This window comes from Streptomyces sp. NBC_00287 (assembly GCF_036173105.1).
Taxonomy (GTDB): domain Bacteria; phylum Actinomycetota; class Actinomycetes; order Streptomycetales; family Streptomycetaceae; genus Streptomyces.
In genome coordinates, this window is record NZ_CP108053.1 from 1,885,243 (window position 1) to 1,902,213 (window position 16,971).

Sequence of the window (16,971 nt, forward strand, 5' to 3'; positions counted from 1 at the left end):
TTCGGCAAACCGTTTCATGCGCCCGTCACATCGACGACACACCGCGAGACCCACGACCTCACAGTTCGCGCCATCACCGGACCCGGCCGACGCGGGACTGCATGCCATTCCCGCCTGCGCGGGCGTGGCTCCCGTGGACGAATGGCCTGGTCGGGCCGGTGAACGACATCCCATCAGCCTAGTTGGCCGGATTTCGCACACAAAGTTCTCGCCCACAAAGAGAAGGCGGGCGTCCGGCACCGTCAGGTGTGCCGGACGCCCGCCGTATGCGGGGTTCAGGCCGCGGGGGTCATCCGGTCGACCATCTCCGGGTGCTCCTCGAGCCACGCGGCGACGGCCTCCTCCTCATGGCCCTGGCCGCGGTCCTTGATCTCCTGCTCAAGGGTGCCGAGCTCGTCCTCGCTCATCTTGAAGTTCTTGATCCACTCCGTGAGCTGCGGGTACTGCTCGGGGAAGTCCTTGTTGGAGATCGTCCGGATCGTGTTGCCCTCACCGAAGAACTTCTGCGGGTCCTTCAGCTTGGTCAGCTCGTACTCGCTGTACGCCCAGTGCGGCGACCACAGCACGACGGCGATGGGCTCCTTCTTGGCGTAGGCGCGCTTGAGCTCGGCGAGCATGGCCGGGGTGGATCCGTCGACGACCTCGTACTCGTCGTCCAGGCCGTATCCGGGCAGCACCTTGGTCTTGAGGAGGTTCATCTCGCCGGTGCCGGGCTCGATGCCGACGATCTTCCCGTCGAAGGTGTCGCCCTTGCCCTTGAGGTCCTCCAGGGAGTCGACGCCCTTCACATAGGACGGCACGGCGAGCTCCAGCGAGGTCGGTTCGTACCAGGTCCCCAGATCGTGGAGCTTGTCCTTGCTCTTGTCCCAGTAGTTCTTCTGGGCATACGGCAGCCAGGCGTCGAAGTTGAGATCGAGGTCGCCGGAGGCGAGGCCGGTGTAGACCGGGCCCACGTCCATCTGCTTGAGGTTCAGCTTGTAGCCGCGCCGCTCCAGGACGTTCTTCCACAGATAGGTGACGGCGATGTCCTCGTCCCAGGGGAACCAGGCCACGTCCAGCGGGCGCTTCGCCTCGGCCGGGGTCTCGGTGTTCTTGACCGGGGCGAGCTGGTCGACGAGACCCGGGTTGCCCTTCAGCCATGCGCGCACGGCGTCCTGCTGCCTGCCCTTGCCGGCCTTGTTGATCTCCGACTCCAGGCTGGTGAGCTGCTCCTCGGTGAGCTTGAAGTTCTTCAGCCACTCACCGACGACCGGGTTCTCCTCGGCGAAGCCCTTGCGGGACAGCGTGTGCACGCCGTCGCCCTCGCCCCAGGCGCCCTTCGGGTCCTTGAGCTTCTTCAGCTTGTAGTCGCTGTACGCCCAGTGCGGCGACCAGAGCGTGACGACGATCGGTTCCTGCTTGGCGTACGCCCGCTTGAGCTCGGCCAGCATGGCGGGCGTCGAGCTGTCGACGACCTTGAACTCCTTGTCCAGGCCGTACTCCCCCAGGACCTTGCTCTTGAGCAGGCTCATCATGCCGGCGCTGGACTCGATGCCGGTGATCTTGCCGTCGAACTGCCCGGCCTTGCCCTTGAGGTCCTCCAGAGAGTCGATGTCCTTCATGTAGGAGGGCACGCTCAGTTCGAGGGAGGTCGGGCCGTACCAGGAGCCGAGGTCGTCGAGCTGGGAGCCGTACTTCTTCCAGTACTGCTCGTGGGTGGTGGGCAGCCAGGAGTCGGTCTGGAAGTCGATGTCGCCCTGGGCGAGGGAGGTGTAGAGAGGGCCCGCGTCGAACTGCTTCGCCTCGACCTCGTAGCCGCGCTGCTCCAGGATCTCCTTCCAGAGGAAGGTGGAGGCGACGCCCTCGTCCCAGGGGATGTAGCCGATGCTGATCTTCTTGCCCTGGCCGACGTTGTCGCCGCCCGCGACCGGTTCGGTCTTGTCGGCGCCGCCGAAGACGCCCATACCGCCCGCGACGAGTGCGAGCACGACGACGCCGACCACGGCGACGGAGGCGCGGGGGCGGTACGCCCAGATCTTCAGGCCCTGGGCGGCGCGCAGCCGGGCGGCGGTGCGGCGGCCGAGCGGGGAGACCTGGGTGCCGAGCGCGCTGGTCATCCGGTCCAGGTAGATCGCGAGGATCACGATGGCGATGCCCGCCTCGGCGCCGAGGCCGATGTTGAGCTGGCCGATGGCCTCGTTGACGTCACCGCCGAGGCCGCCGGTGCCGACCATGCCGGCGATGGCAGCCATGGACAGGCCGAGCATGATGACCTGGTTGACGCCGGCCATCACGGTGGGCAGGGCCAGCGGGAGCTGGACGCGCAGCAGGGTGTCGCGCGGGGTGGTGCCGAACGCCTCGGCGGCCTCGACCAGTTCCTTGTCGACCTGGCGGATACCCAGCTCGGTCATGCGCACACCGGGGGCGAGCGCGAAGACGAGGGTGGCGACGATGCCCGCGGCGGCGCCGCTGCCGAAGAAGAGGATCGCCGGGATCAGATAGACCATCGCCGGCAGCGTCTGCATCAGGTCGAGTCCTGGCCGGACGATCGCGCTGACCCGGTTGGAGCGCGCCGCCCAGATGCCGAGCGGCACCGAGATCACCAGCGCGATGACCGTGGCGACGAGGACCAGCGACAGGGTCACCATCGCGTCCTCCCACAGGTCGAGGGAGATCACGAAGGCGAAGCCGACGAAGGTGAGAACGCCGGCGAGCGTGCCGCGCAGCCAGCACGCGATCACCGCGAAGATGCCGGTGAGCAGCAGGGGCTCGGGCGCCTGGAGGACGGCGTCGACACCTTCGTAGGCGCCGCGGAAGACCTGTTCCAGGAAGTCGAAGAGCCAGCCCATGTGGGTGGTGAGCCACTCGACCGCGTCGTTGACCCACGAACCGAACTCGATCCTAGGCACGGGCGGTCACCTTCTCTCCGCCCTTGTCGCGCGGGGAGGGGCACGGTTCCGGTTCGGCGGTCTCGTCACCGAGGAAGCCGACAAGCCGCTGCCGCGGGACGACACCGACCAGCTTCTTCTTGCCGTCCAGCACCGCGACCGGGTGGGAGAGGCGGGCGCTGAGGGCGCACAGGTCGTGGAAGGGGGTGTCGGGCGTCGCGGTCGCGCAGGCGCAGTCGGCCTCGTCGCCGCGGACGTCGCGGTTCATGACGGAGGAGGCGGTGAGCACGCGGGAGCGGTCGACGTCCTGGGTGAAGGAGGCGACGTAGTCGTCGGCGGGGCGCACCAGGATGTCCTCGGCGGTGCCGATCTGGACGATACGGCCGTCGCGCATGACGGCGATGCGGTCGCCCAGGCGCATGGCCTCGTTGAGGTCGTGGGTGATGAAGACGATGGTCTTCTTCAGCTTCGTCTGGAGCTCCAGCAGCTGGTCCTGCATATCGCGGCGGATCAGCGGGTCCAGGGCGCTGAAGGACTCGTCCATCAGCAGCAGATCGGCGTCGGTGGCGAGCGCGCGGGCGAGGCCGACGCGCTGCTGCATACCGCCGGACAGCTCGTCGGGCCAGGACTTCTCCCAGCCCTTGAGGCCGCACAGCTCCAGGGCCTCGGTGGCCCGCGCGAGGCGCTCGGCCTTGGGGACGCCCTGGACCTCCAGACCGTAGGCCGCGTTCTCGACGACGCTGCGGTGCGGGAAGAGCGCGAAGTGCTGGAAGACCATGCTGATCTTCCGGGCGCGGACCGCGCGCAGATCGCGGGGGCTGAGCGCGGTCAGGTCCTGGCCGTCGAAGCGGACCTGTCCGGCGGTCGGCTCCAGCAGACCGTTGAGCATGCGCAGCAGCGTGGACTTGCCGGAGCCGGACAAGCCCATGACGACGAAGATCTGGCCCGGTTCCACGGTGAAGGAGGCGTCGATGACGGCCGCGGTGGTGCCGTCGGCGCGCAGCTCCTCCCGGTCGGCTCCGCCGCGGAGCCGCTCCACTGCCTCGTCCTGTCGTCTGCCGAACACCTTGTAGAGATGTTCGGCTTCTAGCCTGGCTGACACGCGTACCTTCTCGTTCTCGACGGCGGTGGATCTCAATGACCGAGGAAGAACCTCAATAAAAGAGGGAGCGACGCGGCGCACGTGGCGGCATCGCTCCGAGGCGGCGCCTGCCCCCGTTCCCCGGACACAAACGCACAAGTGGCCTAGCCCACAGCGGACGCGCCTGACGCAACCTGTTGCGGCAAGGAGCCGCTGTCAGTGGCGTACGGCATGATGCGTGGCGTGACCGGACGACTGATGCTCCTCGACACCGCCTCGCTCTACTTCCGCGCCTACTTCGGCGTGCCGGACTCCGTGAAGGCCCCGGACGGCACTCCGGTGAACGCCGTGCGCGGGCTGCTGGACTTCATCGACCGCCTGGTGAAGGACCACCGCCCGGACGCCCTGGTGGCCTGCATGGACGCCGACTGGCGGCCGCAGTGGCGGGTGGATCTGATCCCCTCGTACAAGGCGCACCGGGTCGCGGAGGAGCATGAGGTCGGCCCCGACGAGGAGGTCGTGCCCGACACGCTCTCGCCGCAGGTGCCGGTCATCGAGGCGGTCCTGGACGCGCTCGGCATCGCGCGCGTGGGGGTCGAGGGGTACGAGGCGGACGATGTGATCGGCACGTTCACCGCGCGGGCGAAGGGCCCGGTGGACATCGTCACGGGGGACCGCGACCTGTACCAGCTGGTGGACGACGCGCGGGGGATCCGGGTGCTGTACCCGCTCAAGGGCGTGGGCACGCTCCAGCTCACCGACGAGGCGTGGCTGCGCGAGAAGTACGGCGTCGACGGCCGGGGATACGCGGATCTGGCGCTGCTGCGCGGCGACCCGAGCGACGGTCTGCCGGGCGTGCCCGGTATCGGCGAGAAGACGGCGGCCAAGCTGCTCACCGAGTTCGGGGACCTGGCCGGGATCATGGCGGCGGTGGACGACCCCAAGGCGAAGCTGACACCGACGCAGCGCAAGCGGCTGGACGAGTCGCGGCCGTATCTCGCGGTGGCGCCCACGGTCGTACGGGTCGCGGGCGACGTACCGCTGCCGGACGTGGACACCGCGCTGCCGCACATCCCGCACGATCAGGCTGCGCTCAAGGGGCTGGCGGAGCGGTGGGGGCTCGGGGGATCTTTGCAGCGGCTGCTGACGACGCTGGCCGTGTGAAGGGCGTTCCCCATCGAGTGAATGAGGTTCGTTGGGCAGGGAATTCGTCCCTTAAATTCTCCTTCACGCGCTTTGCCGCAGGGGCCATTCGGCGGACGAGGTGCTAACTTAGGTAAACCTAAGCTGATACGAGGGAGGCCGTCATGGCAGAACGCCCTGCCCGCAAGCCGCGGAAGCCCCACTCCGCGCAGGTCGTCCGCACCGAACGGCTGACCCCGCATATGCAGCGCGTGGTGCTCGGCGGGGAGGGCCTGGCCGACTTCTCGGCCGACACCTGCACGGACCACTATGTGAAGCTGCTCTTCGGTCCCGAGGGGGTCACCTACCCCGAGCCCTTCGACCTGGAGCGGATCCGGGAGGAGTTCCCGCGCGAGCAGTGGCCGGTGACCCGTACCTACACGGTGCGTGCCTGGGACCCCGAGCACCGCGAGCTGACGCTGGACTTCGTGATCCACGGCGACGAGGGCCTCGCGGGACCCTGGGCCCTGCGCGCCAGGCCCGGCGAGACCGTGCGGTTCATGGGCCCGGGCGGCGCCTACGCGCCCGACGCCACCGCCGACTGGCATCTCCTCGTCGGTGATGAGAGCGCCCTGCCGGCCATCGCCTGCTCCCTGGAGGCGCTGCCCGCCGGTGCCACGGCGTATGCCTTCGTGGAGATCGCGGGCCCGGAGGAGGAGCAGAAGATCGACTCCGATGTGGAGGTGATCTGGCTGCACCGCGGAGACCGCCCGGTCGGCGAGGCCGTGAGCGAGGCGGTCCGCGCGTTGTCCTTCCCCGAGGGCCGGCTGCACGCCTTCGTCCACGGCGAGGCGGCCTTCGTGAAGGACCTCCGCCGGCTGCTGCGCGTCGAGCGCCAGATCCCCCGCGAGGACCTCTCGATCTCCGGCTACTGGCGCCTCGGCCACAACGAGGACGGCTGGCAGGCCGCGAAGCGGGACTGGAACGCGCGTATCGAGGCGGAGCAGGAAGGCACCTCGGCGGCTTGAGAAGCGGGGCCCGAGCCGGGACCGGCACGGGCCCTTTCCGTCTAAGGGCACTTCTCGTCGACGGGAACGGCCTCGAACTCCACGTTCTCGTCGATGATCTCGCCGACCGCGGGGATGCTGCCGCAGACCCGCCAGTCGTTCTCGTTGTCGGTGTTACGGCCCTCCCCCGTGGCGTCCGTCGCGGTCACCTCACCGGTCAGGGCGGCCATCTGGTTCATGGCGTCCATGAGATTGCGCCCGACATAGCTGGGCATCTCATCGCCCGGCATGGCCAGGTAGCCCTCGGTGGTCGCGGGGCAGGACTCCCCCTCCTTGACGACCGAGAAGATCACCAAGGTCTCGGGGTCCAGCTCGCCGGCCTTCGGCTCCTGCGAGCACACCCGCCAGTTCCGGTCCCACACCTGCGCCCGCCCCTGCCCGGTCGCATCCTCGGAGCTCAGATTCCCGAACCCGGCGCTCTGCGCCCGGTCCTGCGCCGACTGAAGCTGCGCACCGGTGAGATCCGGCAGCTCCTTGCTCGACGAACACCCCGCGACGGCCGCGACGGCAAGCACCGCCATCACACCGCGCACCGCACGTCTGCGGGCACGCCGACTCCTGCTCATGGCCCCCCCATGATCGTTCTCTGCTGGAGAGCGTGATCTTAACCGCCCAGTGGCGGCACTCCGGCGCCGTACCCTTGATCGTGATGAGACGCAGGACCCCTCCCCCGCCTTCCCCGCTGCCGCAGCGCGACGGGGTCGATCCGGTGCGGGTGCGATTGCCGGGCGAGGGGGCCTGGGCCACCGTGCGGGAGCATCTCGTGGAGCGGCTCTCGGCGGGTGACGGCGTCGTCGACCGGATGTTTGAGGACGGCCTGTTCATCGGGGCCGACGGGCGGGCCGTCGCGGGCGACGCGGCCTATGTGCCGGGGATGTTCGTGTGGTTCCACCGGGAGCTGCCCGATGAGGTGCCCGTGCCGTTCCCGCTGGAGATCGTCCACCGCGACGAGCACATCGTCGTCGCCGACAAACCGCACTTCCTCGCCACCACCCCGCGGGGCAGCCATGTCAAGGAGACCGCGCTGGCACGGCTGCGGCGCGAGCTCGGGCTGCCGATGCTCGGGGCCGCGCACCGGCTGGACCGGCTCACCGCCGGGCTCGTGCTGTTCACCGTGCGGCCCGAGGAGCGGGGGGCGTATCAGACGCTGTTCCGCGACAAGCGGGTGCGCAAGGAGTACGAGGCTGTCGCGCCGTACGATCCCTCGCTCGGTCTACCTACGACCGTGCGCAGCCGGATCCTCAAGGAGCGCGGGGTGCTTGCCGCGCGGGAGGTGCAGGGTGAGGTCAACGCGGTGAGCCGGGTCGAGCTCGTCGAGCATCGGGGCGACGGGCTGGGACGGTACCGGCTGTTGCCCGCCACCGGGCAGACCCATCAGCTGCGGGTCCATATGAACGCGCTCGGTGTGCCGATCCTCGGCGATCCGCTCTATCCGAGGGTGGCCGACCCCGTGCCGGCCGGTGACTTCCGGCGCCCGCTGCAACTGCTCGCGCGGGCACTGGAGTTCACCGATCCGGTCACGGGGGCGGAGCACCGGTTCCGGAGCGGGCGGGTGCTCGGGGCCTGGGCGTCGTACGACACCTGGGCCGGTCGGTCGTAAGACTCCTGGGACGGTCAGTAGCCCCTCCACCAGCGGACGAAGCGGCGCCATGCGTTGGGCCTGCGCGGGGGTTCGGGGGTCGGCACGGGCTGTGGGGCCGGGGGTGCCGGCTGGGGCGTGGGCTGGAGGCGCGGGACGTTGGTGACCTGCCAGGCCGGGCGTGGTGGCGGTACCTGGTTGAGGCTCGGCTTCATCGTCACGTCCTGCTGCGGCTGCGGCTCGAAGCGGACCGGGAGGTCCACCAGGTGCCGGGAGGAGATCGACTGACGCCAGCTCAGATCCTCCTCGTCGCAGTCGAGTCGGACGTCCGGCAGCCGCATCAGCAGCGCGTCGACGCCGACGTCGGCGATGCCACGGGCGATGTCCTGGCCGGGGCACTCGTGCGGACCGCCGCCGAAGGCGAGGTGGGAGCGGTTGCCCTGCATATTGGCGGCGAGGTCGGGCCGGACCCGCGGGTCGACATTGCCCGGTGCGATACCGAAGAGCAGTCCGTCGCCCTGGCGGATGCGCTGGCCGCCCAACTCGGTGTCCTGCTTGGCGTAGTAGGCGAAGACCGTGCTGAACGGCGGCTCGTTCCACAGGGACTGCTCGACCGCCTCCGGCACCGTCATCTGGCCGCCCTTGAGCTGGGCGCGGAACCGCGGGTCGGTGAGGACCATGCGCAGCACGTTGGCGATGAGGTTGGCGGTGGCCTCGTAGGCCGCCATGAGGACGACCCAGAGGTGCTTGGTGACCTCGTCGTCGGTGAGCCGGGCCGGGTGGCTCATCAGCTGGCTGGCGAAGTCCGCGGCGGGCTCGGCGCGTCGGCGCTCGGTGAGCCGCTGCAGGGCGCCCACGACGTAGGCGTGGCTGGCGATGGCGGTCTCGGTGCCGCGCAGCATGTCGCGGGTGGCCTGCACCATCCGGTCGCTGTACTCGTCGGGCATGCCGAGGATCTCGCACATCACCGCCATCGGCAGATGCTCGGCGAACTGGCCGACCAGATCGGCCCTGCCCTGCTCGCAGAACTCGTTCACCAGGCGCTGTGTGGAGCGGTAGATGTACCGCCGGATGCCGCGGTGGTCGATGGTGGACATGGCGCCGGTGACCGCGCCGCGCAGCCTGAGGTGCTCGTCGCCCTCGGCGTAGGAGCAGATCGGCTCCCAGGCGATGTGCGGCATCAGCGGATGGTCGGGCTTGACCATGCCCTCCAGCAGCGGGTTCCAGATACGGCTGTCCCGGCAGAACTGCGAGGGGGTGCGGAGCATATGCAGGTTCTCGGCGTGGCCGAGGACCACCCACATCGGCACGTCGTCGTGCAGCAGCACCGGCGCCACCGGCCCGTGCTGGTCGCGCAGTTCCTCGTACAGCTCGTCCAGGTCCTCCGCGTCGGGACCGTAGAGCCGGCGCAGTCCCCCTGGCCCGAGGCCGTGGGCGGGGCAGCCGGGCGGCGGTCCGGACCGCGGGTCGTCCGTGCCGGTCAGGGAGTGGGATTCAGGCGTCACGTGGTCGCTCCGAAGTGGATCCGGTGTCAAGGGAGTTCGGGGTACGTCGGTCAGGTGAGCGCGCCCGTCATGGCGAGCGAGTGCAGGAAGCGCATCAGGGTCATGAGGGTGTCCCGGCTGGAGGCGCGGCGGCGGGCGTCGCACTCCACGATGGGGACATGCGGGCCGAGGTCGAGGGCCTGCCGCAGCTCCTCGATGGCGTAACGGGGAGCGTCCGGGAAGGAGTTGACGGCAACGACGAAGGGCACTCCGCGCTCCTCGAGTCGCCCCATGACATCGAAGCTGACCTCGAGGCGGCGGGTGTCGATCAGCACGACCGCGCCCAGCGCCCCCTCGAACAGGCCGTTCCACAGAAACCAGAAGCGTTCCTGGCCGGGGGTGCCGAAGAGGTAGAGGACCAGCTTCTCGGTGATGCTGATGCGGCCGAAGTCCATGGCGACGGTGGTGGCCGTCTTGGTGTCGGAGCCGAAGTTGTCGTCGACACCGATCCCGGCCTGCGTCATGGTCTCTTCGGTGGTCAGCGGTCTGATCTCGCTGACCGAGCCGACCATGGTCGTCTTGCCGACGCCGAAACCGCCGACGATGACGATCTTCACCGCGGCCTGGGCGGTCTGCGGCAGTCGGTCCTCGGTGCGTGGTCCCGGGATGGTGTCAGAGTCTTTGAAGTCCATGCATCACCGCTTCGAGGAGGGAACGGTCGGCGACCGACTGCCGCACCAGCGGCTTGTGCTGCTCGACCAGTTCGTCCGCCAGCATCTCGGTGAGCACGACGGTCACCACGCTGAACGGAAGGTGGAGATAGGCGGACAGCTCGGCCACCGAGAGCGGGGCCGTGCAGAGCCGGAGCAGCGCCGTCTGCTCGGGCGTCGCGGAAGGCGGTGGGTCGGCGCTCGCCACGATTAAGGTGACCAGGTCGAGATTGGCCCGCGCCTCACCGTCTCCGCCGACCACGAACATCCGCTCGGGGTTCTTGCGCTCACCCTCTTTGAGCGGCTGCTGCGGGGCGGGCGGTGGCTTGGGGTAGCGCCTCTGGCGTTGCGGAGGAGTCATACGGTCTGCCCGTTGCGCCGGGGCGGGCTGGTCAGGTGCGGCCCGATCCGGGCGACCAGGTCCCGCATGCGGTTGCTCATCAGGCCGGGCTCGGCGAACGTGTCGGAGAGGACCGCGAGATAGGCGTTGGGACCTGCGGCCATCAGATAGAAGTAGCCGCGGTTGATCTCGATGATGACCAGCTTCATCGTGCCGTCGCTGTTCGGGATCTCGTGCGCGACGGCACTCGCCAGGCTCTGCAGGCCCGCGCAGGCCGCGGCGACCCGGTCGGCGGCGTCGGGGTCACCGCCGTGCCGGGCGATGCGCAGGCCGTCGGCGGAGAGCACGACGATCATCTCGATGCCGGGTACACCGTCGGCAAGATCCTTGAGCATCCAGTCGAAGTTGGCTCGCTGCTGGATCACTTGAGGTCCCCCTCGTCATCGGCCGGGGCGTGGGCCGGTTCGTTGGTCGGCTGGCGGAATGCGTTGGGATCGGGGTCGCGCTTGAGGCCCTCCCAGAAGGCCTCCACCCACAGGCCGGGCGGGGTGTCGTCCTCGGGCTCCGGCTCGGGGTCGGGCTCGGACTTGATGACGTGGTTGCCCCACAGGGGCTTCTCGCCCCGCGCGATGCGCTCCCGCTCCTCGCGTTCGACCTTGGCCTGCTGGGCGATCTGCTCGTGGAGCGGCGTCTTGACCCGGCTGCGGCGCTGCGGCAGGCCGTTGGCGGTCCACTCGGTGACGACCGGGACGTCGTCCTCCAGGGAGAGCCCATCGGGGATGCGCGAGTTGGTGGGGCGGCGCGTCTTCGGCTTGCGCTTGGGGCCTTCGAGGGCGCCGGGTTCCGGCAGGGGCTTGGCGGCGGCGCCGATGCCGTGGGCATAGCCGGCCGCGGGTTCGGTGGTCATCATCTCGCGCGGCACGATGAGGACGGCGCGGACGCCGCCGTACGCCGAACTGCGCAGTGAGACCTGCATGTCGAAGGCGGTGCACAGGCGGCCCACGACGGCGAGGCCGAGGCGGGGCGTGTCGCCGAGTTCCTGGAGGTCGACGCCGGCCTTGGCGGCCTCCAGCATGCCCTCGACCTTGGCGCGGGCCTCCTCGCTGAGGCTGACGCCGGCGTCCTCGATCTCGATGGCTACGCCGGTCTGCACCTCGGTGGCGGTGACATGCACCTTGGTCTGCGGCGGCGAGTAGCGGGTGGCGTTGTCGAGGAGTTCGGCGGCCGCGTGGATGACCGGCTCGACGGAGATACCGCGGATGTTGACCTTGCAGATGTTGTCCAGCGAGATGCGCCGGTACTCCAGGATGCGGGACATCGCGCCGCGCAGCACGCTGTAGAGCGCGACGGGTTCGGGCCACTGACGGCCGGGGCGGCCGCCGCCGAGGACGGAGATGGAGTCGGCGAGACGGCCGATCAGCGCGGTGCCGTGGTCGATGCGCAGCAGGTCGTCGAAGACCTCGGGGTTGCGGCCGTGGTCCTCCTCCATTTCGAGGAGTTCCTTGTTCTGCTGGTGCACGATCGCCTGGACGCGGCGGGCGATGTTGACGAAGGAGCGCTGAGCGGAGTCCCGCAGGGCTTCCTCTTCGTCGATGATCTGCAGCACGATCTGGATCAACGCCAGCTGCGGCTCGGTGAGGTGCCGGTAGTCGGGGTTGAGCACCGGGAGGTGGCGAATCACCTCTGCGGGGGAATTGCCGCGATGCATGTAATCGATCGCGACGGGCACGATCTCCCCGGCGAGGCGCCGCATCTCGTAGTCGTGGTCGGCGATCTGGCGCTCCAGATACGCGGTGTTACGGGCGTGCTCCTCGCGCGCGCTGCGCAGGGCGCGGCCGCGGCGTACGACTTGGGCCGCGGTGGCGATCACCAGAACCGTGGCGACAGCGCCGCACCAGCCGACGGCGGCCCGGGCCGGCCCCGTCACCAGGGCGGCGGCGGCTCCGGTCGCCGCGGCCATCAGTATGGCGGGCGGCAACAGCACGCGCGCGTACGGGAGTTCACGGCGTCGGGGCTGGGAGGCGGGAGGGGGTTGAACACTCACCATGTGGGCCCTCTGAAAGGAATCGGCTGGGAGTCGGGGGACTTGCAGGGGGGTACGTCATGGAACGTTCTGAATCTTCGGGAGGTTTTGGAACAAGCGCACGAATACGCCTCAACTCGGTGCGCTGCGGGCGAGCTTAGTCCGACCGGATCATCGCCGTGTCATATTCAGCAAGCACCTGAAATCACCCCCGGGGCAGGAGTACTCTCGGCTCCATTTGCACGCTGGGGAATCATTCGCACACGGCGCGTCACGGCGTACGCCGGTGCGAAACCACTCACCGTGACGGGTGAAGATCGGCCTCCGCCGCCCGCGCGCCGCACCGCAACCGGCGCTTAAGCCCCCCTCGTCACCATCGGCTCCCCGTCAGCCGACTCGGAGGGGCAGGGTGCGATGACGAATTCGCGAGCGGACGACCGGGGCGGGGGGAGGTGGGGCCGGGCCGTCATGGCCCGGCCCCGTCTGCTGCTGCTCGTCGTCCTGGTGGTGACCGGCTGTGCGGCCGTGCTCGGCGGCGGCGCGGCGGACCGGATGAGCAGCGGCGGTTCCCAGATCCCGGGGGCGGAATCGACGTACGCCACCGGGGTGTTGGAGGAGCGCTGGCCGGCCTCGCAGCCGAACCTGCTGCTGATGGTGTCGGCGAAGGAGGGCGTGGACGATCCGGAAGTCGCGGCCGAGGCACGTGAGTTGGCCCGGCGGCTGGACGCCGAGAAGTCGGTCGGCGGAGTCGTGTCGTACTGGGACGGCAAGGAGCCGGCGCTCAGGGCGAAGGACGGCGGCGAGGCGCTGATCACCGCGCGCATCGCGGGCGACGAGGACGCGGTGGACGCCGTACTGGAGCGCATCGAGCCGTCGTACGCGGGGCGGCAGGGGCCCGTCGAGGTGGCGGTGGGCGGTCCGGCCGCCGTGCGGCATGCCTCGCAGGAGGTGATCGAGGAGGATCTGGTCCGGGCGGAGATGATCGCGCTGCCGGTCACCCTGGTCCTGTTGGTGATCGTCTTCGGCAGTGCGGTCGCCGCGCTGCTGCCGCTGCTGGTCGGCATCATGGCGATCCTGGGCACGGGGGCCGTGCTGCGCGTGCTCACCGAGTTCACCGAGGTCTCGGTGTACGCCCAGAACCTCACCACGGCCCTCGGTCTCGGACTCGCCATCGACTACGCCCTGTTCATCGTCCGGCGCTATCGCGAGGAGCTCGCCGCGGGCGCCGCGCCACCTGAGGCGGTGGCCACCTCACTGCGCACCGCCGGGCGCACGGTGCTGTTCTCGGCGCTGACCGTGGCCGTGTCGCTGGCGTCGATGTTCGCCTTCGAGCAGTACTTCCTGCGGTCGTTCGCCTACGCCGGTATCGCGGTGGTGCTGATCTCTGCGGCGGCCTCGCTGATCGCGCTGCCCGCGCTGCTGGTGCTGCTCGGGCGCCGGGTCGACGCGCTCGACGTACGCCGGCTGCTGCCGAAGCGCCGACCGGGTGGCGGGCGGGAGCCGGGGGCGGGCTGGGCGGTCCTGGCGCGACTGGTGATGCGGCGCGCCCCGGTGTTCCTCGTCGGTGTCACGGTCCTGCTCGTCGCGCTCGGACTGCCGTTCAAGGACGTGCGGTTCGGGACGGCCGACGACCGTCAGCTACCGTCGACGACGACCGCGCATGTCGTCCAGCAGCACATCCGCGATCAGTTCCCGGGCAGCCCCGGCAGCGCGCTCGCGGTCCTCGCGGAGGGCGACGGCGTCTCTCCGGACGCGCTCGGCGAGTTCAGCCGTACGGTCTCGGCGCTGCCCCATGTCGTACGGGTCTCCGGTCCCGGGGGGCTGTACGTCGACGGCGAGCGGGTGCGCCCGGCGACGCCGGTGGAGGGGGCCCAGGCAGGGAAAGGCGCAGGATACGTCACAGTTCTCCCCGATGGAGAGGCCACTTCCGCGAGTTCACTCGATCTGGTGACTGACATTCGGTCAATTCTTGTACCTTTCAAGGCTTCAGTAACCGGCCCCGCCGCCGTGCTCCACGACACCCAACAGGGAACGGCAGACCGGCTGCCCTGGGCGCTCGGCGCCATCGCGGTGACGACCCTGCTGCTGATCTTCCTGCTGACCGGCAGTCTGCTGCTGCCGCTGCTGGCGGTGGTGGTCAACGCGCTGTCCCTGACCGCCATGTTCGGGGCGGTCGTGTGGGTCTTCCAGGAGGGCCATCTGTCGGGCCCGCTCGGCTTCACCCCGACCGGGGACATCGAGACCGCGCTGCCGGTGCTGATGTTCTGCGTGGCCTTCGGACTCTCCATGGACTACGGCGTCTTCCTGGTCTCCCGGATCCAGGAGGAGTACGAGCGCTCCGGCGACCACCGCGCCGCCGTGGAGTTCGGCATCCGGCGCACCGGCGGTCTGATCACCGCCGCGGCCGTGATCCTCGGGTTCGTGATGGTGGCCATCGGGACCTCCCGGGTGACCAACATCAAGATGCTGGGCCTCGGGGTGGGGCTCGCCGTGCTGATGGACGCCATGGTCGTACGCGCACTGCTGGTCCCGGCGGTGCTACGGCTGACCGGCCGCGCCACCTGGTGGGCACCGGGACCGCTGCGCCGACTGCACGCCCGCGTGGGTCTCTCGGAGAGCCCCGCGCCGGTGCGCGGGAAGCCTGAGGCTCCGGAGCCCCGGGAAGCCGAGGAGTCGCTCATCGGTTCGCATCGCACCGAGCCCGCCTAGCGGCCGGTCTGGCTGCTTTACGGCGTCGACCTCCGGGCGACATCGAATCGGTCATATGGGGTGGATAGACTCCCGAGCTCGCGGAGGTGTGCTACTGGCGCCGGGCGGATCCTGGGGGGACGTTGATACGCATCCTGCTGGCCGAGGACGTGGGCATGGTCCGGGGCGCGCTGGTCGCGCTGCTCAATCTGGAACCCGATCTGGACGTCGTCGCGGAGGTCGCGGCGGGCGACGCCATCCTCGGCGCCGCCCTCGCGTCCCGGCCGGACGTCGCCGTGATCGACGTCCATCTGCCGCGGCTCGACGGCATCAGCGCGGCGGCCCAACTCCGGGAGGCCCTCCCCGAGTGCCGCACGGTGATCATCACCAGCCTCGGCAATCCCGGCACCCTGCGCCGGGCGCTGACCCAGAAGGTCACCGGGTTCGTCCTCAAGGACGCGCCGGCCGGACGGCTCGCCGAGGCGGTGCGTCAAGTGGCCGCCGGGCAGCGGGTGTTCGACAACGAGCTGGCGCTGGCCGCGCTGGACGACGGTGAGAGCCCGCTCACCGACCGGGAGACCGAGGTGCTGCGGCGCGCGGCGCGGGGGGCGGAGGCGTCGGAGATCGCGGACGGGCTGCATCTGTCGGTGGGGACCGTGCGGAACTATCTGACGTCGGCCGTGACGAAGCTGGGGGCACGGAATCGGCTGGACGCGGTGCGGATCGCGGAGGAGGCGGGGTGGCTGTTGTGAGGCTTGGACCGAGGGCGGGTCGGCTGCTGTGAGGTCCGGAGCCGCTACTCCGCAACCGGTGCCGAAGGGGCCTCCGCCACCACCCGGTGCCAGCCCCGCTCGTCGACGTCCACCGTAAGCCTGCCGCCCACCGCGGCCAGCCGCTCGGCGAGATTGCCGAGCCCGCCCCGGCCGCCGGGGCACGGCGCGGACTTGCCCGCACCCCCGCGCACCCCGTCGTTGGCGAGCGTGAACCGGATGAAGCCATTGCCCAAGTCCCGTACCTCGATGCAGACTTGGGTCGCCTTGCTGTGCCGGAGCACATTGGTGACGCCCTCGCGCAGCACGGTCGCCAGCACCGTGCTCACCGCGTCCGGCACCGCGCAGCGGATGTCGACGCCGGCCCGTATGTCGGCGGCGGCGAGCAGGGAGCGTGCCGACTCTGCCTCGACGGCGAAGGTCAGTTCACGCAGGCCCCGGGCCACGGAACGCACATCGGCGAGGGCCTGCTGGGCCACGTCCCGGGCGCTGTCGAGCTCGGCCAGGGCCCGGTCGGGAGCCTCGCGGACCAACCGGTGGGCGAGGTCGGTCTTCAGGGCGATCGCGGAGAGGCTGTAGCCGAGCAGATCGTGCAGGTCCCGGGCGAAGCGGCGGCGCTCCTGGGCCACGGCGCCCCAGGCGAGCCGCTCGCGCAACGCGTGGACGCGGAAGACGAGTTCGGCGAGCCGGGTGGCACCGTAGACGACGAGCCCGACGGCGGCCGTGGCAGCGCCGTCCAGCACCCATTCACGCCGTTCGAGCCCCACCAGGACCCCGGCCGCGCAGGTCGCGCCGACGACTCCGGCACCCAGCAACCGCCCGGCCGGCCCCTTGACGACAAGCGGCAGCGTGCCGGCGAGGAAGCCGAACATGCCGGGCCAGGTCAGGCCGAAGGCGGCGGCCGGAAGGACGGCGAGGCAGCCTTGGAGGGCGAGCGCCGCTAGGCCATGCCGCTCGCGCAGATGCCTCAACCCCGGTGCGGAGGAGGCGGCTTGGACGGCGAAGGCGACGAGGAGCGCCAGGATGCCCACCGACGCGGCGGCCCCGCTCCGGCTCCGGGACAGCACGGCCGCGGCCCCGAGGACCACCAGGCCGCCCATGGACAGCAGAAGCAGCCGCAGGGCACCGACTCGAACGTGTTCGACCTGGTCAGCCGCATCAGCCATCGGCCCACCCCCCGGACGGATGCTAGGCGCCACCAGGGCCGTGCGCGCTGTGTCTCCGAACAACCGCACACTGT

General features: G+C 70.1%; 14 protein-coding genes. 5 read left to right on the forward strand and 9 right to left on the reverse strand.

The annotated features are described in order from the left end of the window. Positions 1-275: 275 nt before the first annotated feature. Together OHT76_RS08605 and OHT76_RS08610 are read right to left on the reverse strand one after the other, a co-directional pair. Positions 276-2,888: an ABC transporter permease/substrate binding protein gene (locus OHT76_RS08605; protein WP_328870152.1), complete on the reverse strand. Its 2,613-nt coding sequence runs from the start codon at positions 2,886-2,888 to the stop codon at positions 276-278. Next, on the reverse strand, positions 2,881-3,969 hold the full coding sequence (locus OHT76_RS08610; RefSeq protein ID WP_328870153.1) for a quaternary amine ABC transporter ATP-binding protein: 1,089 nt from the start codon (positions 3,967-3,969) through the stop codon (positions 2,881-2,883). The genes OHT76_RS08605 and OHT76_RS08610 overlap by 8 nt, the downstream gene beginning before the upstream one ends. Before the next feature lie 213 nt (positions 3,970-4,182). Here OHT76_RS08610 and OHT76_RS08615 point away from each other — a divergent pair, with 213 nt between their 5' ends. Beyond that, positions 4,183-5,112 (forward strand): 5'-3' exonuclease, encoded by a 930-nt coding sequence (locus tag OHT76_RS08615; RefSeq protein ID WP_328876484.1) that lies wholly within the window; start codon positions 4,183-4,185, stop codon positions 5,110-5,112. 143 nt (positions 5,113-5,255) lie between these two features. Further along, positions 5,256-6,098 carry a siderophore-interacting protein gene (locus OHT76_RS08620; RefSeq protein ID WP_328870154.1) on the forward strand — a complete coding sequence of 281 codons (843 nt, stop codon included), beginning with the start codon at positions 5,256-5,258 and terminating at the stop codon, positions 6,096-6,098. Between the two features lie 41 nt (positions 6,099-6,139). On the opposite strand, the gene OHT76_RS08625 is transcribed toward OHT76_RS08620, so the two are convergent. Continuing rightward, the gene (locus OHT76_RS08625; protein ID WP_328870155.1) at positions 6,140-6,703 is read right to left on the reverse strand and encodes a hypothetical protein; all 564 of its coding nucleotides are present in this window, start codon (positions 6,701-6,703) and stop codon (positions 6,140-6,142) included. Between the two features lie 83 nt (positions 6,704-6,786). Here OHT76_RS08625 and OHT76_RS08630 point away from each other — a divergent pair, with 83 nt between their 5' ends. Next, complete coding sequence (locus OHT76_RS08630; protein WP_328870156.1) at positions 6,787-7,737, forward strand: RluA family pseudouridine synthase; 951 nt, start codon at positions 6,787-6,789, stop codon at positions 7,735-7,737. Between the two features lie 14 nt (positions 7,738-7,751). Here OHT76_RS08630 and OHT76_RS08635 read toward each other — a convergent pair whose 3' ends face one another. Genes OHT76_RS08635 through OHT76_RS08655 form a run of 5 tightly spaced genes read right to left on the reverse strand, consistent with a single transcriptional unit; the run spans position 7,752 to position 12,297 of the window. Further along, positions 7,752-9,221, reverse strand: a complete 1,470-nt coding sequence (locus tag OHT76_RS08635; RefSeq protein WP_328870157.1) for a cytochrome P450 — start codon at positions 9,219-9,221, stop codon at positions 7,752-7,754. A 50-nt stretch (positions 9,222-9,271) separates the two neighbouring features. Then, positions 9,272-9,892: a GTP-binding protein gene (locus tag OHT76_RS08640; protein ID WP_328870158.1), complete on the reverse strand. Its 621-nt coding sequence runs from the start codon at positions 9,890-9,892 to the stop codon at positions 9,272-9,274. Beyond that, positions 9,873-10,271, reverse strand: coding sequence for a DUF742 domain-containing protein (locus OHT76_RS08645; protein WP_328870159.1), 399 nt, complete (start codon positions 10,269-10,271; stop codon positions 9,873-9,875). Before OHT76_RS08645 ends, OHT76_RS08640 begins: the two co-directional genes overlap by 20 nt. Continuing rightward, a complete protein-coding gene (locus OHT76_RS08650) occupies positions 10,268-10,675 on the reverse strand; it encodes a roadblock/LC7 domain-containing protein (protein WP_328870160.1) in 408 nt (135 codons plus the stop codon). The genes OHT76_RS08645 and OHT76_RS08650 overlap by 4 nt, the downstream gene beginning before the upstream one ends. Next, a complete protein-coding gene (locus OHT76_RS08655; RefSeq protein ID WP_328870161.1) occupies positions 10,672-12,297 on the reverse strand; it encodes a sensor histidine kinase in 1,626 nt (541 codons plus the stop codon). Before OHT76_RS08655 ends, OHT76_RS08650 begins: the two co-directional genes overlap by 4 nt. 390 nt (positions 12,298-12,687) lie before the next feature. On the opposite strand from OHT76_RS08655, the gene OHT76_RS08660 reads away from it, so the two are divergent. Next, entirely contained in the window at positions 12,688-14,982 is a 2,295-nt protein-coding gene (locus OHT76_RS08660) for an MMPL family transporter (RefSeq protein ID WP_328870162.1), read from the forward strand. A 122-nt stretch (positions 14,983-15,104) separates the two neighbouring features. Continuing rightward, positions 15,105-15,713: a response regulator transcription factor gene (locus tag OHT76_RS08665; protein WP_328870163.1), complete on the forward strand. Its 609-nt coding sequence runs from the start codon at positions 15,105-15,107 to the stop codon at positions 15,711-15,713. A 44-nt stretch (positions 15,714-15,757) separates the two neighbouring features. Here OHT76_RS08665 and OHT76_RS08670 read toward each other — a convergent pair whose 3' ends face one another. Continuing rightward, the gene (locus tag OHT76_RS08670; RefSeq protein ID WP_328870164.1) at positions 15,758-16,897 is read right to left on the reverse strand and encodes a sensor histidine kinase; all 1,140 of its coding nucleotides are present in this window, start codon (positions 16,895-16,897) and stop codon (positions 15,758-15,760) included. Positions 16,898-16,971: the final 74 nt, after the last annotated feature.